This is a genomic window from Nonlabens sp. Ci31 (assembly GCF_012974865.1).
Classification (GTDB): Bacteria; Bacteroidota; Bacteroidia; order Flavobacteriales; family Flavobacteriaceae; genus Nonlabens.
The window spans coordinates 1,884,402-1,910,284 of the sequence record NZ_CP043633.1 but is presented as its reverse complement, the minus strand read 5'-3'; the positions used below and the strand labels follow the sequence as shown (position 1 = coordinate 1,910,284).

22 protein-coding genes, 1 tRNA gene and 1 pseudogene are annotated in these 25,883 nt (G+C 37.0%); 12 read left to right on the top strand and 12 right to left on the bottom strand.

Annotated elements, in window-relative coordinates; genetic code table 11:
* Positions 1–64: 64 nt before the first annotated feature.
* The 4 genes and pseudogenes from F0365_RS08405 to F0365_RS16785 all read left to right on the top strand — a co-directional run bounded on the left by F0365_RS08405 (position 65) and on the right by F0365_RS16785 (position 3,912).
* Positions 65–898: a helix-turn-helix domain-containing protein gene (locus F0365_RS08405; protein ID WP_169933287.1), complete on the top strand. Its 834-nt coding sequence runs from the start codon at positions 65–67 to the stop codon at positions 896–898.
* A gap of 779 nt (positions 899–1,677) precedes the next feature.
* Complete coding sequence (locus F0365_RS08400; RefSeq protein ID WP_169933286.1) at positions 1,678–2,337, top strand: hypothetical protein; 660 nt, start codon at positions 1,678–1,680, stop codon at positions 2,335–2,337.
* A gap of 35 nt (positions 2,338–2,372) precedes the next feature.
* Entirely contained in the window at positions 2,373–2,936 is a 564-nt protein-coding gene (locus F0365_RS08395) for a hypothetical protein (RefSeq protein WP_169933285.1), read from the top strand.
* A gap of 341 nt (positions 2,937–3,277) precedes the next feature.
* A pseudogene (locus F0365_RS16785) lies at positions 3,278–3,912 on the top strand (DUF4291 domain-containing protein).
* A gap of 90 nt (positions 3,913–4,002) precedes the next feature.
* Here F0365_RS16785 and F0365_RS08385 read toward each other — a convergent pair.
* Both F0365_RS08385 and F0365_RS08380 read right to left on the bottom strand, forming a co-directional pair.
* The gene (locus tag F0365_RS08385) at positions 4,003–4,464 is read right to left on the bottom strand and encodes a pyridoxamine 5'-phosphate oxidase family protein (RefSeq protein ID WP_169933284.1); all 462 of its coding nucleotides are present in this window, start codon (positions 4,462–4,464) and stop codon (positions 4,003–4,005) included.
* 97 nt (positions 4,465–4,561) lie between these two features.
* A complete protein-coding gene (locus F0365_RS08380; protein ID WP_169933283.1) occupies positions 4,562–5,362 on the bottom strand; it encodes a hypothetical protein in 801 nt (266 codons plus the stop codon).
* A 139-nt stretch (positions 5,363–5,501) separates the two neighbouring features.
* Between F0365_RS08380 and F0365_RS08375 the strand changes: the two genes are divergently transcribed.
* From F0365_RS08375 to F0365_RS08350, 6 genes are all read left to right on the top strand, one after another.
* On the top strand, positions 5,502–8,654 hold the full coding sequence (locus F0365_RS08375) for a WD40/YVTN/BNR-like repeat-containing protein (RefSeq protein WP_169933282.1): 3,153 nt from the start codon (positions 5,502–5,504) through the stop codon (positions 8,652–8,654).
* Positions 8,655–8,657: 3 nt separating this feature from the next.
* The gene (locus F0365_RS08370; RefSeq protein ID WP_169933281.1) at positions 8,658–9,119 is read left to right on the top strand and encodes a hypothetical protein; all 462 of its coding nucleotides are present in this window, start codon (positions 8,658–8,660) and stop codon (positions 9,117–9,119) included.
* A 117-nt stretch (positions 9,120–9,236) separates the two neighbouring features.
* Positions 9,237–9,527: a GIY-YIG nuclease family protein gene (locus F0365_RS08365; RefSeq protein ID WP_169933280.1), complete on the top strand. Its 291-nt coding sequence runs from the start codon at positions 9,237–9,239 to the stop codon at positions 9,525–9,527.
* A gap of 3 nt (positions 9,528–9,530) precedes the next feature.
* A complete protein-coding gene (locus tag F0365_RS08360; protein WP_169933279.1) occupies positions 9,531–9,791 on the top strand; it encodes a GIY-YIG nuclease family protein in 261 nt (86 codons plus the stop codon).
* Positions 9,769–9,845: transfer RNA gene (locus F0365_RS08355), tRNA-Arg, on the top strand. Before F0365_RS08360 ends, F0365_RS08355 begins: the two co-directional genes overlap by 23 nt.
* Positions 9,846–10,038: 193 nt before the next feature.
* Entirely contained in the window at positions 10,039–11,106 is a 1,068-nt protein-coding gene (locus F0365_RS08350) for a glycosyltransferase family 9 protein (protein WP_169933278.1), read from the top strand.
* 86 nt (positions 11,107–11,192) lie between these two features.
* Here the strand turns inward: F0365_RS08350 and F0365_RS08345 are convergent, their stop codons facing one another.
* Genes F0365_RS08345 through F0365_RS08335 form a run of 3 tightly spaced genes read right to left on the bottom strand, consistent with a single transcriptional unit; the run spans position 11,193 to position 12,752 of the window.
* Positions 11,193–12,152, bottom strand: a complete 960-nt coding sequence (locus tag F0365_RS08345) for a sodium-dependent bicarbonate transport family permease (protein ID WP_169933277.1) — start codon at positions 12,150–12,152, stop codon at positions 11,193–11,195.
* Positions 12,153–12,176: 24 nt separating this feature from the next.
* Positions 12,177–12,473, bottom strand: a complete 297-nt coding sequence (locus tag F0365_RS08340) for a hypothetical protein (RefSeq protein WP_240961574.1) — start codon at positions 12,471–12,473, stop codon at positions 12,177–12,179.
* A 3-nt stretch (positions 12,474–12,476) separates the two neighbouring features.
* A complete protein-coding gene (locus F0365_RS08335; protein WP_169933276.1) occupies positions 12,477–12,752 on the bottom strand; it encodes a hypothetical protein in 276 nt (91 codons plus the stop codon).
* Between the two features lie 93 nt (positions 12,753–12,845).
* On the opposite strand from F0365_RS08335, the gene F0365_RS08330 reads away from it, so the two are divergent.
* Together F0365_RS08330 and nhaA are read left to right on the top strand one after the other, a co-directional pair.
* Complete coding sequence (locus F0365_RS08330; protein ID WP_169933275.1) at positions 12,846–13,763, top strand: LysR family transcriptional regulator; 918 nt, start codon at positions 12,846–12,848, stop codon at positions 13,761–13,763.
* Between the two features lie 228 nt (positions 13,764–13,991).
* A complete protein-coding gene (gene nhaA / locus F0365_RS08325) occupies positions 13,992–15,323 on the top strand; it encodes a Na+/H+ antiporter NhaA (protein ID WP_169933274.1) in 1,332 nt (443 codons plus the stop codon).
* A gap of 182 nt (positions 15,324–15,505) precedes the next feature.
* On the opposite strand, the gene F0365_RS08320 is transcribed toward nhaA, so the two are convergent.
* The 7 genes from F0365_RS08320 to F0365_RS08290 all read right to left on the bottom strand — a co-directional run bounded on the left by F0365_RS08320 (position 15,506) and on the right by F0365_RS08290 (position 25,449).
* On the bottom strand, positions 15,506–16,936 hold the full coding sequence (locus F0365_RS08320) for a TolC family protein (protein ID WP_169933273.1): 1,431 nt from the start codon (positions 16,934–16,936) through the stop codon (positions 15,506–15,508).
* A gap of 4 nt (positions 16,937–16,940) precedes the next feature.
* A complete protein-coding gene (locus F0365_RS08315) occupies positions 16,941–20,189 on the bottom strand; it encodes an efflux RND transporter permease subunit (protein ID WP_169933272.1) in 3,249 nt (1,082 codons plus the stop codon).
* 23 nt (positions 20,190–20,212) lie between these two features.
* A complete protein-coding gene (locus F0365_RS08310) occupies positions 20,213–21,289 on the bottom strand; it encodes an efflux RND transporter periplasmic adaptor subunit (RefSeq protein WP_169933271.1) in 1,077 nt (358 codons plus the stop codon).
* Between the two features lie 130 nt (positions 21,290–21,419).
* Entirely contained in the window at positions 21,420–21,821 is a 402-nt protein-coding gene (locus F0365_RS08305) for a hypothetical protein (RefSeq protein WP_169933270.1), read from the bottom strand.
* Positions 21,822–22,047: 226 nt separating this feature from the next.
* On the bottom strand, positions 22,048–24,450 hold the full coding sequence (locus tag F0365_RS08300) for a glycoside hydrolase family 31 protein (protein ID WP_169933269.1): 2,403 nt from the start codon (positions 24,448–24,450) through the stop codon (positions 22,048–22,050).
* Between the two features lie 339 nt (positions 24,451–24,789).
* Positions 24,790–25,128 carry a GlcG/HbpS family heme-binding protein gene (locus F0365_RS08295; RefSeq protein ID WP_169933268.1) on the bottom strand — a complete coding sequence of 113 codons (339 nt, stop codon included), beginning with the start codon at positions 25,126–25,128 and terminating at the stop codon, positions 24,790–24,792.
* A gap of 27 nt (positions 25,129–25,155) precedes the next feature.
* Positions 25,156–25,449, bottom strand: coding sequence for a putative quinol monooxygenase (locus tag F0365_RS08290; protein WP_169933267.1), 294 nt, complete (start codon positions 25,447–25,449; stop codon positions 25,156–25,158).
* Positions 25,450–25,883: the final 434 nt, after the last annotated feature.

Here is a 25,883-nt window from a genome sequence, read left to right as displayed (position 1 = left end):
TGTATTGATATGAAGTTTTAAAGCTAATTTAAAATAAGTTATATATTCTTCCTACATTTAGCTTATGAAATTAGATCATCATAATACAAAAGAAGGCGGTAGGTTTACGGTTACCAGCTTTCAATGTGGTCCCTCGCTAGAACTCCTTCAAGAAAAGGGATTGTATAAAATCATATGGTGCACGCAAGGTGAGGAGCGTTTAACCATAGATGGCTATGAAATAATTCTCAAAAAGAATCAAGTACTTTTTTGTACGCCTGTAAATATGGTAGCTATCCCTAAAGACAATGATGGCTTGATCGCTTTTATATTCAATCGGGAGTTCTACTGTATACAATACAACGATTCTGAAGTTTCTTGTATGGGTCTTTTGTTTTACGGTTCTTCCAACGCACCTGTAATTGAATTAAATGAAAAAGATCAGCGTAGTTTTAAAGCGATGTTGGTTTTATTCCAAGAAGAGTTTGCTACTAAAGACCACATTCAAGGAGAGATGTTGCGCACCCTTTTAAAGCGCATGCTGATCACCTCAACTCGGTTGATAAAGCTAGAAACTAATCAGGCAGATCTATCTGTAAAACAGGTGGAACTCATCAGGAAATTTAATATTCTAGTAGAACAACATTTTAAAGAAAAACATCAAGTGGCTGACTACGCAGACTTGCTTTTTAAATCGCCTAAAACGCTTTCCAATTTCTTTAAAAAGCACGACGTGAACTCTCCCTTGAAAATCATCAATGGGCGTATAGCTGCTGAGGCAAAAAGATTGCTGCTGTACTCTGATAAAAGTGCTGAAGAAATCTCTTATGAACTGGGCTATAATGAGCCTAGTCATTTTTCTAAATTTTTTAAAACACAAGTTGGTGTCTCACCAATGGCCTTTAGGAAGCAGGCTTAAGATCTTCTTCGGCACGTCCTCTAAAATAAATGGTTTTTCAGAATCCCTGCTATAGATATAAAGACATATTGAATATTTGCAACATCAGTGGCTTACTTAAATCTATCTAAAGCAACTTGATGATCAAAAGACTCTATTTACACGGCTATTTATAGCAGTGGCCTCCTTGTCGTTCGTAATAAACGCATGATCAGTTCTTTTGATGTTGTTTAAACATCACCCTCTTTTGTAGACTCTTCACACCTGACATACTGCCTAATTTTAAGGTTTTCAAAAGGTCATGAGGGTAGGTTTTATCTGTAATAATTCCTTTATTTAAAAGGAAAACTCCTTAGCCTTTTATTTGAGGATACTTTCTATTAGTCCCTTTTGATACATTGCTTTTTACTTGAGAAACACATGATGCTACCTTAGACAACTCACATAGATGTAGCCTATGTTTTTGACTTTATTCTAAAAATAATCAAAACACTCCAACATCAAATAGCGTTGAACGTATTTATTGGTTATAGATTGAAAGGGGACTTTCAAGTAATCAAGTCCTCTCTTTATCAATTAACCTTTTCATCAAACTGGTTAAACCCATACTTTGTAGTCTCAAGATGCCTTAAGAATGCCTCATATATTTTTGAATCTATCAATTTAAGCACCTACTTCTATGTACTATTTATTTGAATTTTTCTTGTGCAGTGGCTATCTAGAAAGTAGTGCTAATCCACTGCATATGAAGGAAAGATAATCACCACTACAGCTATCATAATCAACTAATACTTTTAAAGATGAAAACAATCAAGACGATTTTATTATTGATCCTTATACCTACCATAAGTTGTGATGGAAACGATGATATGCAAACTGACCCTAGTAATCCTACTGACGGGTTTACACATAACAGCGTTTTTTATGGAACGCCTAATGCTTATTTTGAAATTGATGAAGATGACGATGATCCTATTATAGGAGGTGATGGTTACCCTGATAACTATAGCTTCTTCTTTTCCAATGGAAGGATGTTTGATAACGATGCCAATGTAAATGGATCAAGTGGTGATTTTTTATTCTCTTTAAATACCAATAGCTGGGTATTTCTCAACATAGAAGTGAGTGATAACCCTAGTTTATCGAGTTCTGGGCCATTATCAGGAAACACCTATATCGTATCTAGTGTAAACGACTCTGTAATTGTAGAAAATGGTCAGATAGACTCTTTAACACCTGCTTACTTCATTAACAACATAGAATATGGAATTGGTAATGAAAACGTTGGAACTATAAATACCCCTGGTGTTTCTGGCTTATCGATTACTATTCATGCTATAAATCTAGATAACACAAATCCTACAGCTAGCACCATTGATGCAGATTACACCTTTATGAATCAAAACGGAGAAGTAATTATTGGACATTACGAGGGAACATTTGGGGTTATACTGGATTAAATCAAAAAACAAACATCAATCAAACAAAGTGAACTATGAAAAATATAATCAAAACTCTAGCAATAATAGCCTTAGCGGTAATTACCATAAGCTGTAATACTGATGATGGTACCTCTACCACAGGAAATACTCAAGAATATTTTAAATATAAAATAGATGACGGACCAGTGCGCACTTTTGACTATCAGGCAGAAGGACATCTAGAGACACATACAAGTAGCATCATTGATAGATATGAAATTAACGCAATCGGAATATCGGCTGATACTGGAGAGGTACGACGTATAGGAGGTAGCTTTACTTTTGACAGTTCAGGTCCTTTTATGCCTAATACCGTTTACAATTGGGGGTGGGCGACTGATAACGACCCTACTGCAAAATTTTTTTTTATAGAGAGAACCCCAAGTAATTTGTTTGCTTTATCTCTAGATTTTACAATGAGTGCCATTATAACAGAAGTTACTAGTCCAAACCCTACGAACATAGGTGATTATCTTGAATTCGTCTTTGCGGGTACTTATCAAGACGCAAATAATGTTACTCATAGCATTGAAGGGCAATGTAGAGTACTAAGAGACATGGATCAAAATAACCCATAACCCTATAAGTTTCGATATTTACCGTTTTTTGCGATTACAGGAATGCAAAGCAAACTGCTCGACGGCCCTATTGCTCCTCCCAAGTTGCACATAAAACCGGTAGCCCCTAAATTATCTATAGACCGGATGAGGAAACAACTCTAGGAGTCCATTATTTAATAACGAACTTTTATTTGATTTAGAGAATCCCCTACAAACAGCTTTCCTAAAAAGCTGATGTTTTCGAATTTTAACGGGATTTTTATAAGAAATAAGCTTTCCTGCGGGCAGTCATAGCGCGAAAACAAAACTTTCACAAGCTTAATACACCCAAATTAGCATATCCCCTTGCGGATCAACTAATGAAACTAAAAACAGCCTCCTATAAACACCAATTGATGGAATGGCCACAAGAAGGTCATCATATCATAGCACAATACGATGACGAAAAAGTTATTGTTTACCAATCCTACCGACCTGAAATAGGCCTTTTTGCTGCAGAAAATCAATATTTTGGAAGTGCATTTAGACCGACAAGAATGACATGGATCAAACCTAACTTTCTCTGGATGGTGTAACACAATAGTTGGGGAACAAAAGAGGGTCAGGAAGTTGTACTTGCCATACATCTAAAAAGAAAAGCTTTTGAACGTTATTTATCTAAAGCCGTCTATTCCAGTTATCAAAGCGATATCTATAAAGACCTAGAGCAATGGTAAAAGAAGTTAAGAGTTCCAGCATCAGGTTGCCATGGAATTCAGATCACGATCCCTATGGAGCAAAATTAGGGCGTAGAGCCATTCAATTAGGAATACGTAAAGAGGAAGCCCTTGCCTATTCACAAGAGGACATCATCGAGATAGAAGATATTTCTAATTATGTAAAGGAGCAGTACCAGTACGTAAAAGCACCCCAACTGGACCAATTGATATTGCCTAAAGAAAAGCCTTACTTACCTAAAGATGCTGAGGTTTCCAAACACTTGAGATTGTTATAAGGTTGACAAAGTAAACTCCTATTCCTAATCCTGCTTGGACAATCCATTTCATATAGAGGAGCTATAGACACTACAAATAAGCTCTTGCATCTATGATGGAAACTCCCTCCTTTTGCCAGTAATATCTTCTATTTTAATAGTAAAAACAATGGGAAGGTCGTCGTCATATATCTTACTGGAAAACTGATTGATAAAATCTAAATCACGTTGCTCTTGGTTTAAGATAATTTTTTTTATTCCTAATGAAAACTGATGAAGTATGGCTTTAGCATCACTTCCTGTATGCTCTTCATAAATGCCTTGTACCAAAACCGATTTCCAATTATTGACAGAATTTATTTCAGAAACACATAGTGAGACTGTATTTGTTTTTCTTAAAGCATTTGTTTTATGCCCATTACCGGAGTAACAGATGATATTATTTTGTTCTTCGTCATAAAAATAGGTAATAGGTACCACAAAGGGTTTGTTATTGTATATATAACCTAGGTGACCTATATAATTGGTTTGAAGTACAAAGGATTTTTCGCTAGTGTTTAAGGTTACAATCATATCAACATTATTTGAATTTAAAAATAAGGAACCCTTTATAAGTAAAGAATGACATTTATCATTCTGCCTAAAAAATACTACTGACTATCTCCTTTTATTAAAAATCAAGTTCCACTCCCAAAACTAAACCAGTAGCTTTTACTCCACCTAAAGAGTAATCTTGATAACCCGTATAATAAGCTGTCTTCTTTCTGTGGTATTTTAAGTGAAATTTCAGTTCATTAATGTTGCTTTCATTGATAAAGGATTGTTTAAAAGAGGCTTGCAGGCTGATAGGTTTGATAGGGTAAACCTCCACTCCTACTTGGTAAGCAACACCTATAGTATGCACTTCATTTCCAACATATGTCGCGCCTATTCCCCACCAACCGCTAAACGATCGTTCCCTTATGCGATAGTAATTGAGCATCAAAGAGGACACCTTTAAGTTATCTTTCCCAGCGAGATGACTTTCAAAAAAATGACGATGGGATAGCTCCAAACCTAAAAATGGATCAAATCGATAATTGACATGAGCCTCTACAGCATGTATAGCGTTTCCAGCAAAATAATTTGCGCCAACGTTGATAAAACTTCTTTTATCTCCTGGTTCTAACCCGTAGTCGTATGGCCCGTTAACATTCGTATAGTAATACGGATAAGGTGTAAAATGACGGGTCTCAAAATCTCCTAAAAGAGCTTTATAGCTGATAAATAAAAATAACTCTACAAAAACATCAGCTAAGACACTTTCAAAAAAGCCTGCATTATTGGAGGTATTGTTATTAGAGCTAGAACTGGAACTACTGCTATTAGAAGAAATGGATCTAGAAGAAAGGTTTTGTTTGGCTTGATCCAGTTTTCCTTGTGAAAATCCGAACATAGGGATCAAAAGAAATAAGAATAGCCACTTTTTCATAAAATATTTTCAATGATTTTCTAGAATCAACTATCGTGCCTGTAACCAAAACCCCTAATAATCTTATAAAACTCGTTCCTAAAATTTCCCTTTCCTAAATTCAAATTCATCCTTTATCTTTAGAGAAAATTATCTGACCATGAATAAGCTTTATTACCTCCTGTTTGTTTTTACTATTCTCGCTTTCCCTTCGACAAGCTTAGGGCAGCGCACGAAAGCGGAATTACAACAATTACCAGAACCCCCAGAAGAGCAAAAACTCTATGAATCACAAGAATTCAGATTGCTAGGACCCTTCCGTGGCGGAAGAAGTGCTGCGGTGACTGGAGTTCCAGGAAAACCTAACCTGTTCTATTTTGGAAGTACTGGTGGAGGTGTATGGAAAACACTGGATGGAGGACGTACTTGGAGCAATATCTCTGATGGTTTTTTTGGCGGCTCTATAGGAGCTGTAAGTGTGGCACCTAGTGATCATAATGTGATTTATGTAGGTGGTGGAGAAAAAACAGTACGTGGAAATGTATCCAGCGGCTATGGAATCTGGAAGACAGAAGATGCTGGAAAAACATGGACTGCTGCTGGTTTACCTCAAAGCCGTCACGTCCCGCGTATCGCCATTGATCCAAACGATCACCATACCGTTTATGCTGCAGTTTTAGGAAACATCTATAAACCTACTGCCGAACGCGGTGTTTATAAAAGTACTGATGGAGGTAAGTCTTGGAGAAAAACATTGTTTGCTAATGATATGGCTGGTGCCGTAGATTTAATCATCGATCCTAGTAATGCGCGGGTGTTGTATGCGAGTACGTGGAGATTACAACGCACACCCTATAGCCTATCTAGTGGTGGTGATGGTAGTGCGCTATGGAAAAGTACTGACTATGGGGAGACTTGGAAGGAAATTTCAAATAATGAAGGTTTTGCAAAAGGAACTCTAGGAATTATGGGGATTACCGTTTCTCCTGTAAATTCAGACAGAGTCTATGCTATTGTAGAAAATAAAGAACAAGGCGGTTTATACCGCAGTGATGATGCAGGACTGACTTGGAAAAAAACAAATGATGATAGAAGTCTAAGACAACGTGCTTGGTATTATTCTCGTATTTATGCAGATACTGAAGATGTCGATAAATTATACGTGGTTAACGTGAACTACCATAAAAGTACTGATGGAGGAAAAAACTTTAGCAGTGCACGAGCGCCACATGGCGATCATCACGATTTATGGATCGCTCCAGAAGACCCTAACCGCATGATTATGGGTGATGATGGTGGTGCGCAAATCACTTATGACGGTGGAGAAACTTGGAGCACCTATCACAATCAACCTACCGCACAATACTATAGAGTCACTACAGATGATTCTTTTCCATACCGCATCTATGTGGCACAACAAGATAATGGAACCATTAGAATACCACACCGCACCACTGGTCGCAGTATCTCAGATAGCGACTGGGAAGAAACAGCTGGTGGAGAAAGCGCACATATAGCGATAGATCCTAAAAATAACGACATCGTATACGGTGGTAGTTATGGCGGTTTCTTGACCCGATACAATCACAAAACTAAATCCCAACGCGCCGTAAATGTATGGCCAGACAACCCAATGGGACATGGTGCCGAAGGAATGAAATACCGTTTCCAATGGAACTTCCCTATTTTATTCTCCAAACATGAACCAAATAAGCTTTATGCTTTTTCGAACAACGTTCACGTTACTACGAATGAAGGTCAAAGTTGGGAAACCATCTCGCCAGATTTAACAAGAAATGACCCTACTAAACTCGTTTCTAGTGGTGGACCAATTACACAAGACAATACAGGTGTGGAGTACTACTGTACCATTTTTGCAGCAGCAGAAAGTCCGCTGAACGCTGGCGAACTTTGGGTAGGAAGTGATGATGGATTGATCCACCTTTCTAAAGATGCTGGGAAAAATTGGGATAATATCACTCCTAAGGGAATACCAGAATGGGCTCAAATTAACAGTATAGAACCTAGTCGCTATGATGCAGCAACTTGTTATGTGGCTGCAACCAGTTATAAACTAGGTGATTTTACGCCGTATTTATACAAGACGACAGATTATGGAAAGTCGTGGAAAAAGATAACTGACGGCATTCCAGCAGAGCATTTTACCAGAGTAGTACGTGAAGATGACCAAGTACAAGGAATGCTTTATGCAGGAACAGAAACTGGATTATATATTTCGACTAATGATGGGAAATCATGGAAATCATTTCAAATGAATTTACCAATTGTTCCAGTGACAGATTTGGCCGTAAAAGACAACAACCTGATTGTGGCAACACAAGGAAGAAGTTTATGGATCCACGATGATTTAGAATTGGTTCGGGATGCTTTTAGCAGCACGCTTTCGCGAAAGCAAAACACCAACCACCTCTTTGCACCAAAAACAGCTTATCGCATGGCTGGAAGTGGAAGAGCAGGTTCTCTAACCGAAGGAACAAATCATCCTGCTGGTGTACAAATGCATTACTACTTGCCTGAAGTAACCGATAAAGACAGTATCTCACTTTCGTTCTACGACTCAAAAGAGGAACTGATTAAAACCTATGCCACTTATGATAAAAAGAATAAGCTGGAAGTTAAAAAAGGAGCCAACTCCTTCAATTGGGATACGGTTTATGAGGGTGCTGAAAAACTACCAGGAATGATATTGTGGTGGGCCGACCTCTCTGGCGCTAAAGCGGTACCAGGAACTTATAAAGTAGTACTTATCGTAAATGGCGAAAAGCAATCGCAACCTATTCACATTATCTCTACTCCTACTAGTGAAGCTAGCGAGTCAGATATGCAAGCACAATTTGACTTTGTGAGTGAGATCAACGCTACGGTAGATAAAGCGCATAAGTCTATCAAAAATATACGCTCTTTTAATAAAAAGCTGGATGCTTTTGAAGGTTTATATGGGGATAGAGAAGAACAAGGGGTTAAAGAGATGATCGCTATGTCTAAGGAGATGAAAAAGAAATTTGGCGAAGTGGAAAAAGCACTCTACCAAACTCAAAACCGCAGCGGTCAAGACCCATTAAACTTCCCGATACGATTGACCAACAAACTGGCTCATTTAAATAGCCTTGCACAAATAGGTGACTTTGCTCCTACTTCTCAAAGCATCCAAGTGAAAAATGAACTCACTGTGGAGATTGAAAAGCAACTGGCTATTTTTGATGAAGTGTTGAATTCTGAGATTAAAAAGTTTAACGAGGAGTTTAATAAACTGGAGTTGGATTATTTGGTTATTGAGAAGGAAAAAAACTAATCAATGGAAGAACTTAACGGTTATTGGGAAGGCTATTACATTTATGGATTGGGCTTTGCCTTGCCATTTTTTGGTGAGAAAGTAAAGTTGTTTGCTCAATTAAATTTTAAAGACGGCAAAATAACCGGTCAGCATACCAAAGAAAAAGGACCTTTCTCAACAGGAAAAACTGTTAATTTAAATGGTTTCTGGGAACATCATATGGTTTCAATAACGGTACATTATACAAATAACGACGTGATATTAGAAGATGGGTTCCCTAAAGAGAACTTAGAACACGATTTTGAGATCACTTACAACGGCTATTTAGATTTGGACAAGAAAGCCATATACGGTTTGTGGTATATGGAACATGAAATTAATGGCACATTAGATTTAGAAATCCCACCTGCTGAAGGATTATGGATGTTGAGAAAAGCTAAAAAGCCAGTCAGTGATTTTGATTATTCACTTCTTGGCCTTTAAATTTAATATTAAAATCACTTTTGTAGAGATAAGAAGTAAGAGGCTGCTATCTTTGCGATATCATCGGCTACGCAGCTCAGCTGAATACCTGCCGGCAGGCAGGGAGCACTTTAAAATATGAAATATTTTGTTTATGTGATACGTAGTGATGTGGACGGCAGACTTTACAAAGGATTAAGTAAAGATGTAAATCAAAGATTGGTATGGCATAATCAAGGAAAAACAAGATCAACGAAAGGTTACAGACCATGGAAATTAATTTACACAGAAGAACTTCTATCTCTAGAAGATGCGAGAGAAAGAGAAAAATATTTTAAGTCGGGACAAGGAAGAGAAGAATTGAAAATATTAATACGGCTACGCAGCTCAGCTGAATACCTGCCTGCCGGCAGGCAGGGAGCACTTTAAAATATGAAATATTTTGTTTATGTGATACGTAGTGATGTGGACGGCAGACTTTACAAAGGATTAAGTAAAGATGTGAATCAAAGATTGGTATGGCATAATCAAGGAAAAACAAGATCAACGAAAGGTTACAGACCATGGAAATTAATTTACACAGAAGAACTTCTATCTCTAGAAGATGCGAGAGAAAGAGAAAAATATTTTAAGTCAGGACAAGGAAGAGAAGAATTGAAAATATTAATACGGCTACGTAGCTCAGCTGAATAGAGCACTGGATTTCGGCTCCAGCGGTCACAGGTTTGAATCCTGTCGTAGTCACCATCACTCCAGAATCCATGCTTTAAAAAAAGCATGGATTTTGTTTTTTCTAGGAGGTTTGAAGGCCCTTTAGCTTTCCTAATCGAGGAAAATAAATAAAAACGCAATCGATATTATAGGCATAGATACTAGACCTGTCTTAAATATTGTCCGATATTACGGTCAACTTTACAAATACAAAAAACAGTATTGATCCATGAAGGTTCCCAAGAAGATAGATAAATTTAGAAGAGTCCTATTTCGATCGATTACTCGGCAAATAGGCAGCAACGCAAAGAAACAAGATCTCCGTAACATAGAACCGGATAAGATCAAAAAGGTATTGATCATACGTCCCAACCATAGATTGGGAAACCTCTTACTGACCACTCCACTTGTTCAAGAAATTACGACCACATTTCCTAATGCTCATATCGACTTTTTAGCTAAAGGAATGCTAGCTCCTATTGTTTTTAAAAACTATAAAAAGGTAACTAACTTTATACTTCTTCACAAAAGACCATTTGACAACATTTTAAGCTATTTATCCATATGGTTAAAAATGCCCTTTAAGAAATATGACTTGGTCATCAATACAGTTAAATGCTCTTCATCAGGTAAACTACTTACTAAAATTACTCCTGCTACTTATAAGATTTATGAATATGAAGATGATGAAAACACAAAATCCCAAACTATTCATCATGCAAAAGAAGCTGTAATCGCCATGCGTACTGCTCTATATGGATCGGACCTTGAAAAGGTAACTAAAGAGGTGCCCATGTTAGCTATTAAATGCAGTGACGAAGAGCTACAGAAGGGCAAAGATATTTTAGCTTCTTTAATGGGTAAAACTGAAAATATTATTGCCATTTTCACTTTTGCTACGGGCGATAAGTGTTATTCTAAAGAATGGTGGTCTACATTTTACCAGCATTTATTAGTGGCATTTCCTGACCATCAAATTGTAGAAATTTTACCTTATGAGAATGTTTCTCAAATTGATTTTAAAGCGACTTCTTTTTATAGCAAAGATATAAGAGAGATGGCTTCAGTGATGGCGGCTTGTAATATTTTTATTGGAGCAGACAGCGGTATCATGCATCTTGCTTGTGCCTCAGGCGTACCTACTTTAGGATTATTTAGTGGCCGAATGGAACAATTTCGTCCTTACGGAAAAAACAATAATGCCGTAGATATTTCCTCAACAGGTATAGCGTATTGGACAGAAGAAATTAAAGGCATTCTAAATCCATCTCCAAAAGCAATAGATCAAGAGCACTAGAAGTGCTTCGTTTTCAGAGACCCATATCTTCAATTAGGACAACATAAGAACAGTTAAAATCTGTTCTCAACAAAACGTGAATGATTTTATTGTATGAGGTACAAGTACAATGGAAGTCCTATCGTAATGTTTAAAGGAAATGTTATGGCGAGCGCCATAGGCAAATACAGACTAGGATTAGCTTTAGGAGCTGCAATTCTCATCGCTGCAGGAACCGCTATATAAGAAGCGCTTGCTGCTAGAATGGATAATAGCAGTCGGTCACCAGTTTCACTTATTACATAACCGGATAAAAGTGCTACTGCACAACCATTTACAAGCGGCACAACAATGGCAAAGACTAAGGCAAACCAGCCTTTCTTAAACAGCACTCCTATTTTCTTACCACTAGTGATTCCCATATCTAATAAAAAGACAGCAAGAAATCCTTTAAAAAGATCAGTCGTAAAAGGCTTTATTCCAGCGGCTTGTTCATCACTAGCGATGTAACCAATAATCAAGCTTCCTAAAATTAAAAGTACACTGCCATTAGTTAACGCATGCCTAACCAGACCTAATATTTTACTCTTTGAACGTTCTTCTCCTTTAGAGCAAAAACTCATTAATAAAACCCCTACGATTATAGAAGGTGCCTCCATCAGTGCCATAACTGCCACCATATGACCACCGAATGGAATACCTTCCATTTCTAAATAACTTATTGCTGTAACAAAAGTCACTGCACTTACAGACCCGTAAGCCGCAGCGATCGCACCTGCATTCTCGATAGAAAATTTAAGCCTGAGAATGAAGAACGTATATAGAGGAACTGTTATGGCTAATCCTATTCCGATAAAAACAGCCCAATAAATATCAGCTGTAAATATGCTGTGCGAAAGTTCCTGACCCCCTTTAAAGCCTATGGCAAATAATAAATAAAGAGATATAAACTTTGAAGAATTTTCAGGAATCTCCAGATCACTTTTGACCTGAGAAGCAAATAATCCTAAAATAAAGAATAGCAACGCTGGATTTGACAGGTTATCTGTCAAAAGGTGTAAATCCATGGAAGGTTTTTAGGATACTACTAATTAGTCGATGATCTCTATTTCTAGAATACCGTTGATTTTAATCTTCTTACCCATTAGTCGGGCTTCACGGCATAGTTCCTTAAATTCCTTTCTCTCGGTAGTTAGTTCCACTACACGAGTGTCATCATAGCCCGTATCGCTGTTGATGTTACCTTCAGACATAGAAAGTCTGTGTAATTTATGGAGATTAATTTTTTCTCCTATCAGACTGCTTACGATATCTGAGGCTTCTGAGGCAGTAAATATGCCATCTACAAGTTGTACTTTATTCATAACTTCTTTACTTGTATTCATCATAAGTTAATTTTTGTTGTTATTTTTTATTTTAGATAAAACTGAGATGGCAAGTACCAAAAGGACAATTACCATAGGCATCATTAAAAAAGATGACATGGGATGATCTTCCAGTAAACAGACTGCTGTCACAATAAAATAAGCAATACTTAAAACTGCAATACCTATGTACCTCAAGAATTGAGAGATGCGGTCCAAATCGATATTAGTAAACACATTAAATGAACTTTCTGATCTCAACGAGCCCTCTGAAGACCTTCTTGTATTGATTTGCTGTAACATTAGTTGACTTATTTTTAATTGACAATACAAATATGCGAACATACACTCATTAATTTTTATTTATATTTGTAATGAAGTACATAAGAATTAATTATGCATTATACCTTACATCAGCTACAGATATTTCTTCAAATAGTAGAGAAGCGCAGCATTACTAAAGCTTCAGAGGCTTTGTTTCTAACTCAGCCAGCAGTCTCCATACAACTCAAGAAGTTTCAAGATCAGTTTCCGATTCCTTTAACTGAAGTGATCGGGCGCCAACTCTATGTGACCGATTTCGGTAATGAGATTGCTGATGTTGCCCAACGTATTCTGGAAGAAGTGCAGGTAATAGATTATAAAACCAGTCAATATCAAGGGAAACTAGCGGGTAAACTAAAACTCTCTATTGTCTCCACTGGTAAATACGTGATGCCCTTCTTCCTTTCTGGATTTCTAAATGAACATACTGGTGTGGAATTCTCCATGGATGTGACTAATAAAAAAACTGTAATTCACGATCTCGAAGAGAATAAAGTAGATTTTGCTTTAGTATCTGTGTTGCCCGATCATCTTGATCTCGACACCTTACCTCTTATGAAAAACGAATTGTATTTGGTAGGCAGTTCTGAAAGGGAAAAGAACAGAAAAGGTAAAAAGGAGTCGATCTTTTCAGAAGAACCTTTGTTGTACAGAGAACAAGGCTCTGCCACTAGAAATGCTATGGAAAATTTTATTCAGGGAAAAAATCTGCTGGCAAATAAAAAGATAGAATTAACTTCTAATGAAGCCCTTAAACAAGCGGTAATTGCCGGAATAGGCTATTCCATTATGCCTATGATAGGGATTAGAAATGCAGTTGAGAAAGGAGAAATCAGTGTTATTCCCTATAAAGGGCTTCCCATACAGACTCAGTGGAATCTTATCTGGTTGAAGAAGAAAAAGCTATCGCCTGCTGCGATTGCCTTTAAAGAATATATACTGGAAAATAAAGATCAAATCACTGCAAAATACTTTGACTGGGTTGTATAAGATTAAATAAAATAGTTGTTAGGTTATTTTAGAGTTGTGTTGCGCTTTCGCGAAAGCGAAACAATCACAAATACCTACCACATCACTAATTGAAGAGATCCACTTCCTTTATCGCTTATGGTATAGAGCACTTATAACATTTAATGGCTCTTCCTCACAATTCTAAGAATACCTTATGAAAGTTTAACTACTAAATTCCTAAATTAGGAGCTTATCAAAAGAATTAGAATGATTAAAAATTACACCAAGAGACTTTCTCAGTTGACCCAAGGGTTCTTCACATCAGGCTCTTTCTTAGGAATCATCCTATTGGTTATGGTAGTAATTGCTATGGTCTGGGCAAATTCCCCTTGGTCTCACTCCTATCATGAATTATGGGAGTTGAAGCTCACTATAGGATTTGAAGGTTCTGAATTAACTAAATCATTGCATTATTGGATCAATGACTTTTTGATGGCCTACTTCTTTTTTATGGTAGGTCTTGAAGTAAAACGAGAGTTTATGGTAGGCGAGCTTTCCACTGTGAAAAAAGCTGCGCTACCTTTAGTTAGTGCTCTGGGTGGTATGGTGGTACCCGCTCTACTTTATATACTCATCAACTATAATGGTGAAGGAGCTAACGGATGGGGAATCCCAATGGCTACAGATATTGCCTTTGCAATAGGCTTGTTAGCTTTGGCAGGAAAGGGAGTGTCCGATAGTTCAAAAACATTTTTAACGGCACTAGCAACCGCAGACGACATTGGGGCTATTTTAATTATCGCTTTTTTTCTTAGTGGTGGTCTGGATTTGAGTAATTTACTAGCAGCAGGAATTTATTTTTCGATCATGCTTTTAGGAAACCTTATAGGAATTAGAAACGTATGGTTTTACTTTATATTCGGAGTTTTTGGGTTGTGGGTAGCCCTTTTCCTTTCTGGGGTGCACGCCACCTTAGCTGGGGTGCTAGCCGCCTTATGTATTCCTGCTCGTTCTGTTATTAGCGAGTCCACTTTTGTTAAAAAAATAAAGGAAAGTGCTTCTCAACTGCACGACACTTCTTTTACCGATCATCAACTTCTTAGAGAAAACCAAGTAGGTATTGTTACCGAAATAATAAATGACAGTAAAAAAGTCCTTTCTCCCTTACAACGCTTGGAACAAAAAATAAAGCCACTCGTTAATTATTTTATACTTCCATTATTTGCATTATCAAACGCTGGAGTGACTTTAAAAGGAGATGTATTAGGGATGCTTTTACATCCTATAAGCATTGGAATAATTGTAGGTCTTTGTTTGGGTAAATTGATAGGTATTTTTGGAGCTTCTGCTTTAGTAGTAAAATCTAACTTAGGCAAATTACCTACTGGAACCAACTGGAGTGACATAGGCGGAGTATCCATGATGGCCGGTATAGGTTTTACCATGTCTATTTTTATCGCAGAGCTCTCATTAACTGATGAAAGATTGTTACAAATAGCAAAAGTGGGAATAATCACAGCCTCTGTACTTTCTGCAACTATAGGAATTGCCTGGTTCAAATGGTCCAATAGAAAACAGCTGACTGATGACACCGAATAAGGTTTAAAAGGCAAACAAACAGCTTTATACACAGATTTTTTAATAAAAAAGAGAAGCCTTTCGACTTCTCTTCTCTAAAAATATAAGCACGTGATATCCAATTCACTTTAGAAACCTTCAACAATTAGACACCTTATCAAATAATTTTTAAAGATCGCCACCTTGCTGTTGTATTCAAAACTTCAATTCCATCCACCACCTAAGGCTTTGTAAATTCCTACCCTTGTGAGCAGTTGGTTTTTTCTAGTTTCTACTAATTCTGTTTTTGCATTTAAAGCATCTCTTTGTGTCAATAATACTTCCATATAATCTGCTCTTGCAGATTGAAACAACTTATTAGAAATATCTATAGATTCATTAAGTGATTTTACTTGCTCGATTTTGAGATCATAACTTTTTTTCAAATTCTCAATCGCCGACAGTTTATTTGCCACTTCGATGTAAGCGTTTAAGATGGTTTTTTCATACTCAAAAACGGCCTGTAGCTGTCTGTCATTTGCTGTATGATAAGCAGCTTTAATTGCATTTCTGTTAATTAGCGGAGAGACCACGTCACCTGCAAGACTGTACAACAAAGAACTTGGTGTACTCGTTAAAAATTTAGGTTGAAAGGCTTCTAAACCTACCCCAGAACGTATACCAAAGGAGGGATAGAAGTTTGCCCGAGCAACTTGTACATTTAACTTTGCAGCAGCAAGTTCTAGCTCTGCCTGGCGTATATCAGGTCGGTATTGAAGCAGTTGAGCAGGAATACCCTTTGACACGCTATCAATTTCAATTTCAATAAAATCCTGATTGCTACGCATTACAACTGTAGGTTGCTGCCCTATTAAAAAGTTAATTTTATTTTCTACCTCTACAATTTGTTGTTTGATATCATATCGCTCACTCCTGTTTTTATAAACTTCGGCTTCAAAACGTTTTACGGCTAACTCTGTTGCTCTTGCCGCTTGTTTTTGAATCTTTACAATCTCCAGTGAAGCACCTTGAATTTCTAAGTTTTGATTAATAATCTTAAGTTCATAATCCAAGGCTAGCAATTCATAATAAGAACCAGCAATTTCTGCCACCAAGTTAGTGACCATAAAGTTTTTACCTTCTACAGTAGCTAGGTATTCCATTACGGCAGCTTTTTTAGAGTTGCGCAATTTTTTCCAAACATCTAATTCCCAAGATGCAAAAAGTCCCACTTGATAGTTGGTAAGTGGATCTGGAAAAGCATCTCCTTCTCTGATATTAAGGTTTTCTTCCACCGCACCATTTCTAGTAAACTCACCTACTTTTTCCACCTCAGCACCAGCACGCAGATTTACAAATGGTAAATACTCACCCTTTCTAGCTTGTATTTCATTTTGTGAAACCGCAATTTGCTGTAGCATTATGTTCAACTCTTGGTTATTTGCCAAGGCTTGTTCAATGAGCGTATGTAGTTGTGGATCTGTAAAGAAGTCGTTCCATTTTTTATGAGCGCTGGTTATAGTGTCCCCTTGCTCTAGTTGGTAGCTCTCAGGAAGTTGGGTTTTTACCTCTCTTACGTTCCTTGTAGGAACGCAAGATTGAAGAAGTAAAAACACTAATCCGATTATTATTAAATTATTTTTATATGAAAACATAATATTATTCTTTGTCTGTTGTACTTTTTAAACCGAGTTTATTGATAAGCTTTCTAAGCCTACTAAGTTCCTTTCTAGTCGTATCTCCTTCTTCAGAATATTTATAATATTCTTCAGAAACGGTAACTCTAGTTTCGTTCTTGATAAGGCCGCGACCATCTGCCATGGTAGCAAAAATGTAATAGAGCCCAGGAATGACTATAACACCTAATAAGGTACCTAATAACATACCTCCCATTGCAGATGCACCTATAGTCCTATTTGCTATTGCTCCTGCGCCAGAGGCTAAGACAAGCGGTATCAATCCGGCAATAAATGCAAAAGACGTCATCAAAATAGGTCTAAAACGCATTTTGGCACCTTGAATAGCTGCTTCAAAAATGGTTGCGCCTTGATCTCGTTTTTGGACAGCAAACTCGACAATAAGCACCGCGTTTTTACCCAATAAACCGACCAGCATGATCAAACCTATCTGTGCGTAGATATCGTTTGCTAGCCCCATAAACTTAAGTAATAGGAAGGAACCAAATATCCCAACTGGTAATGATAAAATAACGGCTAGTGGCAGCAAGAAACTTTCATACTGTGCTGCTAGAACTAGATATACAAATAACAATACGATTCCAAAGATATAAATGGACTCACTACCTCTACCGGCCTCATCATAGGACAATCCTTCCCATGCGATATCATAACCACGAGGTAAGGTTTCTTCTGCAACTTCTTGAATGGCTTTTATCGCATCTCCACTGGTAAAACCTTCGGCTGGCAATCCATTTATCGAGGCAGAATTATATAAATTATATCTGGTAATCTCATTAGGTCCTAATTTTTTTTCTAAAGTCATAAAAGACGAATAAGGTACCATTTCTCCAGTATCATTCTTTACATAGAGTTTCTCTAAATCTGATGGAAGCCTACGGTATTCTGGCCCTGCTTGCGTATACACTTTAAAAAATCTTCCGAATCGTATAAAACCCTGTTCGTAGGTACTTCCTATTAATATATTTAGATTTTCCATAGCCTTTCCTATAGAAACCCCTTTTTGCATTGCCGCCTCATTGTTGATCTTCAAGTCTATTTGAGGATAGTTTGCCGCAAAAAAGGTGAACACACCTGTTAGCTCTTCTCGTTTGCTTAAAGCGGTCATGAAATTCTTATTTACCTTATCAAATTCTTGATAATCGGTACTGTTATTCTTGTCCAGTAAACGCATTGCAAAACCTCCTGAAGAGCCAAAACCTGGAACTGCTGGTGGTTCAAAATATTCAATCACAGCTCCTAATCCTTCACTTTTCTCTTCCAGCTCTTCCATGATCTCATGAACAGAGTGTTCTCTTTCTGACCAAGACTTTAAGTTGATCAAACATGTTCCTGCATTAGAACCACGACCTTCGGTCATAATTTCATACCCGGCTAGAGAAGAAACAGATTCTATTCCATCTACTTCCAAACATAGCTTTTGTAATTTTTGAGCCACATCATTAGTTCTTTCCAGCGTAGCTCCAGGCGGCGTTTGAATGATCGCATAAATGGTTCCTTGATCTTCATTAGGAATAAAGCCAGAAGGCAATACTTCATTGGTGAAAAATATCCCAACACAAAAGACTATCAAAATAGAAAAAGTAATCACTCTTCTATTCACAATAAGCCTCAACAATTTGATATATCTACCGGTAAGTTTTTCAAATCTGGAGTTGAAACCGTCTATAAATTTATCTACTAAAGATTTTTTTCTAGGTTTCCCATGATTGTCTTTTAGAATCATAGCACACAATACTGGAGTAAGCGTCAAAGCAACAATAGCAGAAATAGAAATAGCTCCAATCATAGTTATAGAAAACTGTCTGTAAAACACTCCTACTGGACCTGACATAAAAGAAATAGGAATAAAAACGGCAACCATTACTAAGGTGATGGCGATAATGGCACCTCCTATTTCCTTGATTACCTTTTTTACCGCTTTATAAGGGCTTAAGTGTTCTTCTTCCATTTTTTCATGGACGGCTTCTACCACAACAATGGCATCATCTACTACTATCCCTATGGCCAGCACCAGAGCAAATAAGGTGATTAAATTTATCGAAAGACCGAATAATTGCATCACAAAAAATGCGCCTATTAAAGATATAGGCACGGCTATAATAGGAATAAGCGTGGATCTCCAATCTCCCAGAAACAGGAATACCACTATCGCAACCAGTATAAAAGCATCTCTCAACGTATGAATTACTTGCTCGATAGAAGCATCTAGAAAATTAGATACATCATAACTAATTTTGTATGCCACACCTGGCGGTAATTCGGTCTCAAATTCTTTTAATTTATCTTTTACTTTTTGAATAACCTCACTGGCATTACTTCCTAGAGTTTGCTTCAATACAATAGAAGCAGATGGTTTTCCATCTAGATTAGAATAAATATCAAAAAACTCGCTACCTAATTCTACCTCAGCAATATCTTTGAGTTTGAGAATTTCTCCTTCAGAATTTGCTTTTATAATGATCTCTTTATACTGCTCTTCTTTATTATAACGGCCTTCATAGGTCAATACATATTCCAGAGATTGTGCTTCGATCCCAGAGCTTTGCCCTATTCTTCCTGGTCTCGCGATGACACTTTGCTCGTCCATAGCTTGTAGAACTTCTTCGGCAGAGATGTTGTAGGCTCTCATTCGATCTGGTTTTAACCATACCCGCATTGCGTACTTACGGCTTCCCAATATTTGAGCACTAGCAATTCCTTCAATACGTTGAATCTCAGGTATGATTTTAGTGTAAGAATAATTATAAAGGAATTTTTCATCATTTTTATCTGCATCACTGAACAAGTTGACATACATCAACATACTCGGTTGCACTGGAGTGATGATAACTCCTTCCCGCTGCACTAATTCTGGCAATAAGGGCATGACTTGATCCACACGAGTTTTTACCCTTACAACCGCTTCATTAGGATCAGTTCCTGGCTCAAAAATAATACGTATAGTCGCTTCTCCTGCACTGGTAGCATCAGAAGCGATATACCTCATGTCTTGAACACCGTTAATGGCTGTTTCTAAAGGAATAAGTGTAGAGTTGACCAGCACCTCTGCACTTGAACCTGGATAAGCTATAAATATATTTACTGTAGTAGGTGCTATTTCTGGAAATTGTGAAACTGGTAATTTATTGATAGACAATAAGCCCATAAAAACAATCACAATAGCAATAACGATGGCCAGTACTGGCCGTTTTAAAAATCTGCTAAACATCTGTTGGTATTTTTAAGTTGGTATTACTCTGCGTAGAGTCCTAAGTTGGAAATGGCTTCTGCAGGAGGCACAAAATCGTAAGAAATCTTCTCTCCTACTTTCACTAATCTCAACCCCTCAAGCAACACCTTGTCTTTTACCGTAAGACCTTTTTCAACAACAAAAAGATGTGGCAACTCTGCTCCTACTTTAATTTCTCTCTGACGTATGATATTATCCTTATCAATCACAAAAACAAATTTCTTATCTAGAACTTCAAAGGTTGCTTTTTGCGGAATAATAATAGCATTTTTGAGCGGCAGGGTCATTAAAATACTACCCGTCTCACCATGACGTAAAATTCTATCTGGATTAGGAAAAGTAGCTCTAAAAGCTATGTTTCCTGTTTCGTTATTAAATTCTCCTTCTATAGTTTCTACTATTCCTTTGTGATTAAATTCACGATTGTTAGCCAGCAATAAACCTACTTGGGTTTTATCATCCCTATGACCATTCATCATGTAATCTAAATACTCAGATTCTGGAAGATTAAAATAAACCCACATCTGACTGTTATCAGATAATGTAGTAAGCAACTCGCCTTCATCTAGCAAACTTCCTTCTCGCACTAAAAAATGATCAATAATACCTTCAAAAGGAGCTTTAATTGTTGTAAAACCCAAATGAGTTTGAGCCATTAAGACTTCCGCTTGTGCTTTGTCTTTCTTTGCTTTTGCCAGAGCTAACTCGTTAGGGGAAACGATTTTATTTTCAACTAGAAGTTTAGTGTTGTTATACTCAATACCAACCGCCTCTGCTTCGGCCTCTGCTTTTGAGAGCTCTGCCTTGTAAACATTAGGCATTACTTGAAACATTAACTGCCCTTTTCTAACTAATTGTCCTTCACCTACGGCTATATGCTGTAAGTAGCCTCTTTCTAGAGCTCTTAATTCAATATGTCTAATAGAATGAATCTGACTTACGTAATCCTTAGTAATAGTGGTATCTAGTTGTATGGGACTCGTTACTAAATGTTTTACTTCTTTGTGATGGTTTTCTTTATGCTCGTTACAGCTTGATAATAAGACGCATGCAACGATTAGCAAAATAACTTGCTTCATGTTAATTTAATATTTTGATGATGATAAGTGATGAGTGAATTACAACCATGTTCTAATTATGTTATAGAAAACAAGTGGCTGATATAATAAAAGTTTACTGAGAAGGCTTGCCTATCTCAGTTCATCAATATCACAGTCTAAAAACCAGATACTTTATGTATAAAGGAAGTGAAAACGGAGGCTGGTTTTTACGAGAGTAAAATTTACAATCAGCCTCTATAGTTTGAAGAGCAATTCTATAAGGGGAATTACTTTTTAAATGAGAAAAATTACTTAAAAACTCTTTTGGATTACTTTCTTCTTCAAGATCTTCTTCTCCTACTTCTTCCAGATATTCTGCAAAGAAATAAATAGGATCTGATAAAGGGTCAGTAGTAAATTCTTTATTTTGTGTTGTAATCGAATCATCAATTACTTCAGCATGGTTGAAGTCAAAAGCGGCGTTAGATGCAAAGCTATGGACACCCAATAATTGGAATCCAAAAACGAACAACATCGTTATTATAGAAAAATTTCTGACTTTTATTTGCATTTCGAGTGCAATATTAAAGCATTTAATTTTCCAAAATTTAATTTTATACCTTTTTAACTATAATATTTTTAGTGCTAAAAATCTCCTTCGCAAGAATGGGTTCTGGAAGCTTATTAGTGTTCCGCTTTCGCGAAAGCGATAAAACAAAAAATACTTTTTCAAAAAGCATTTATAAAAAAAAGAGAAGCCTCTCGACCTCTCTTTTATAACTGAATAACTTAAAATTTTATTTCCCTACAATGTGCAGCTCTGCAAAATTCTTGTCTACATATAGGGTTTCAGTTTTTTGATCGTATTTCAAATCTTCCAATGAAACTTTTACATTATCTACTTCTACATAGTTGATTTCAAATGGTAAGCCTATAAAGTTAAAACGCAAGGTTTCATATTCTGCCGCATATTTTCCATCTTTATATTGAGAAATAATGATCTCTTTTTCCTTGCCTTTAAAACTTAAATTTCTAAGACTAAAACGGCCCTTTTTATAATCATACCCATCTGCTGCGTCTTCATAAACCACCGATTTTTCTTTACCTATGGTATAATAAACGTCTAAAGTTAAGAACTCTATTTTCTTCTCTCCTACATATTGCATTACAGGATAGCGCGGGATGATGGAACCAGCCTTAACGAATAAAGGGATCTCATCTATATCGGCATCTACCCATGCTTCTTTTCCTCCAGTAATCGTTTCACGAGTCCAGAAATTGTACCATTCCCCTCGAGGTATGTACATTCTACGACCTTTGGCGTTAGGTTCTAATATGGGACAAACTAGGATTTGATCTCCAAAAATAAATTCGTCATTTCTATAATGTGTCTGTGCATCTTCTTGATCGTACACCACTAGTGATTTCAACATAGGAGTTCCTTCTTCAGCATATTGCCAGAAGGCAGTGTAGAGATAAGGGAGTAACTTGTATCGCAGCTCGATAAATTTTCTAGTGATATTGGTCACATCCTCATCAAACGTCCAGGGTTCTTGATCTCCATGATCACCACTAGAGTGCACACGACAAAAGGGGTGAAAAATACCAAGGGCAATCCATCTTACAAAAAGCTCCCCTGTAGGCTGCTCTGCAAAACCACCTATGTCAGATCCTGCAAATGACATTCCTGAAAGTGCCATGCGTTGCGCTTGAATATTTGCAATACTCAAATGTTCCCAAGTTGCTATATTATCACCAAACCAGCTGGAGGAATATCGTTGTGTACCAGAATAAGCAGATCTTGTGATGACAAATGGACGTTTAGGATATATATACTTCTTGACACCTTCATACGTAGCCCTAGCCATTTGAGCACCGTAGATGTTATGTGCTTTTCTGTGAGAACAAGGATGACCGTCATAGTCATGACGTACATCATTTGGAAAAGTTTTATTAGGAACCTCCATCACCGCAGGTTCGTTCATATCATTCCAGATACCAGCAAGTCCATTATCTGCAATGAGACCTTTGAATAAATCTGCCCACCAAGTTCTTACTTTAGGGTTGGTATAATCTGGGAAATAACATTCTCCTGGCCAGACCTTTCCTTTCATATAAGGACCATCAGCACGTTTACAGAAGTAATCGTTTTCCATAGCTTCTTTGTAGACATAATAATCTGGATCTACCTTGATTCCCGGATCTATAATGGCTATGGTCTTAAAACCTTCTTCCCTTAGATCACTAATCATTTTAGTAGGGTTAGGAAACTTCTCCTTATCCCACGTAAAACAACGGAAGCCGTCCATGTAATCGATATCCAAATAAATAGCATCACAAGGAATTTGTAACTCCCGGAATTTTGAAGTGATTTCTCTAACGTTACTTTCTGGATAATAACTCCATTTACACTGATGAAAACCAAGCGCCCATAAAGGCGGTAATTCTGGTTTGCCGGTAAGCTCTGTATAACCACTCACCACGCTATTCACGTCTGGACCGTAAATAAAATAATAATCCATATTCCCCCCTTGTGCCCAGAAGCTGGTCACATGATGACGCTCTTGTGCAAAATCAAAGAAGGATCTAAAAGTATTATCAAAGAAAATCCCGTAGGCAATTTTGTTTTGAAGGCCTACGTAAAAGGGTACATTCTTATAAAGCGGGTCTGTGTGTTTACCAAATGCATATTGATCTGTTCCCCACATTTCAAATCTTTTGGCACGCAAATTATTATCTGCTGGCTTATCGCCGAGACCGTAATAACTCTCACCAGGCTGAGCCTTTTTAGACATTTTTACTATCTCTCCACCGTATTTATAGCTCTCTTCATAATGAAAGCCTAACTCGTCTTCACAGATGATTTTTCCTGTCAGATCAAAAATGCGAGATTTTAAATCTTTTTTTGCGATATGACAAACGATCTTTGAGGTAGTAATCTCGTAGTAATTCTTCTTTTCTACAACACTTAGCTTGTTATAACCTCTATTACTAGTGGCCTCTACCGCATAAGAAAAGTCCTTTTCAAGTTTTCCACCGGTACCGTATTTAAAACGTAACAAGCTGTCGCGAAAGATTTGAACCCGCAAAATCACACCATTATCTGCATGAAAGGTGAGTGTATCTACGACATGGTCAAATGAAGTCAATTTACCTGGAAAGACATTTCCCTGACTGTGTAACTCTGTATTTGTAATCATAAGATGATGCTATTCAGTATTTTAAAAAGCGCTTTGGCAAGACGCTCCCAGTTGTGTAAATTATGAAAAATATTGATCTATCAGCTTGTTAAATAGGAGATAGTTACGCAACGCTGACCCTTGAGAATTTGATAAAAACGATAACTCAGAATTATGGAATTCGCAATTATAATAAACGGTCATGGACAAAATTGCGATTTTGTATGTCGCTTTCTGAAGTACAGGCTGCTTTATAAAGCAGAATCGTTATAAAATACGGTGATCAGTTCGCATAAAAAGCCCACTTAAAAAGGGGCTTTCATCAAATATCTAATGGTATTCAAATAGCACTCACAACAGCTAGGCCACTGCATGATCATGCTCTAAATGTTTACCTCTTACTCCAAAAGCACCTGTCACATTTCTTTCTTTATCTTCTAGTGGAGTTCCAGCTGGAAAAGAAATCAATCTGTTATTTGAATGCTCTGTATTGAAAAGAGTTGTTTCTGGTTGTGATAGCTTTCCTGTTTTTCTGGATGGCATGTCAAAGAAACATGCAGTCTTTGCTTTATTCAATGAAATATCTGCACTACCCAAGCATGTAACATGCATACGAACAAAAACTACTTGATTTGCTCCAACATCTACAACGCTGCTATTCCTCTTTGTGTTTAGTTCTTTTGCCTTTGCTTTTTCCATAACAGCTTCAGCATGTTTTAGAAGGTGCTATTTAGCAGAAAGGATTTCAATTTTCTTGATATCTGGTGCTTGTGATAGCAATTCATCTGCTTTTCCCATCAGGGCTTTTGCGATCTCTCCATTAAGGTGTGCTTCACGACCAGATTCGTCTTGGAACGTATCAAAAATTCCGAAAGTAGTTTCGTCTATTCTAAAGCTGTACCAAGTCAATGTTTTTTCTTCTTTGTTAGCCAATTCTACAGCTCCTTTAATAAAGTCAGCTACTGTATTTGCTTGTTCTGGTTTTGCGTGTAAGGTGACTAATAATCCTAAATTTTTCATGATATATTTTTTGTTTTGCACTAAGGTAGGATAACAATTTTGGGAAAGGAGCAGCATTAATGGAATTTTAACGCAGTCTTCTAAGGGTTCATAAAACATTTTGTTTAGCAACTAATTTTCAAAAGAATCGCCCCTTCTGAATGCATTGCCAGATGATTCTTTCTTCACATCGGTTTGAGAAGAGAAAAAAATAATTTATGTATAAGGTGTCAAAGCTCCTTACCTCCCTTTATATGGAAAGCAGTTTTATTTATTAAAGAAACTCTTAGTGTTTTGTCTTACACAGAGCCGAAAAGAAGAACCGATACTAGAAATAATATTCAATTTTATTATAAAAACAGCCTATAAGTTAAGCTTACTTGAATAAACGATTGAATAAATAAATTCCTCTACCGATTATAATTATATGAATAACCTATTGAGCTATATTTAAA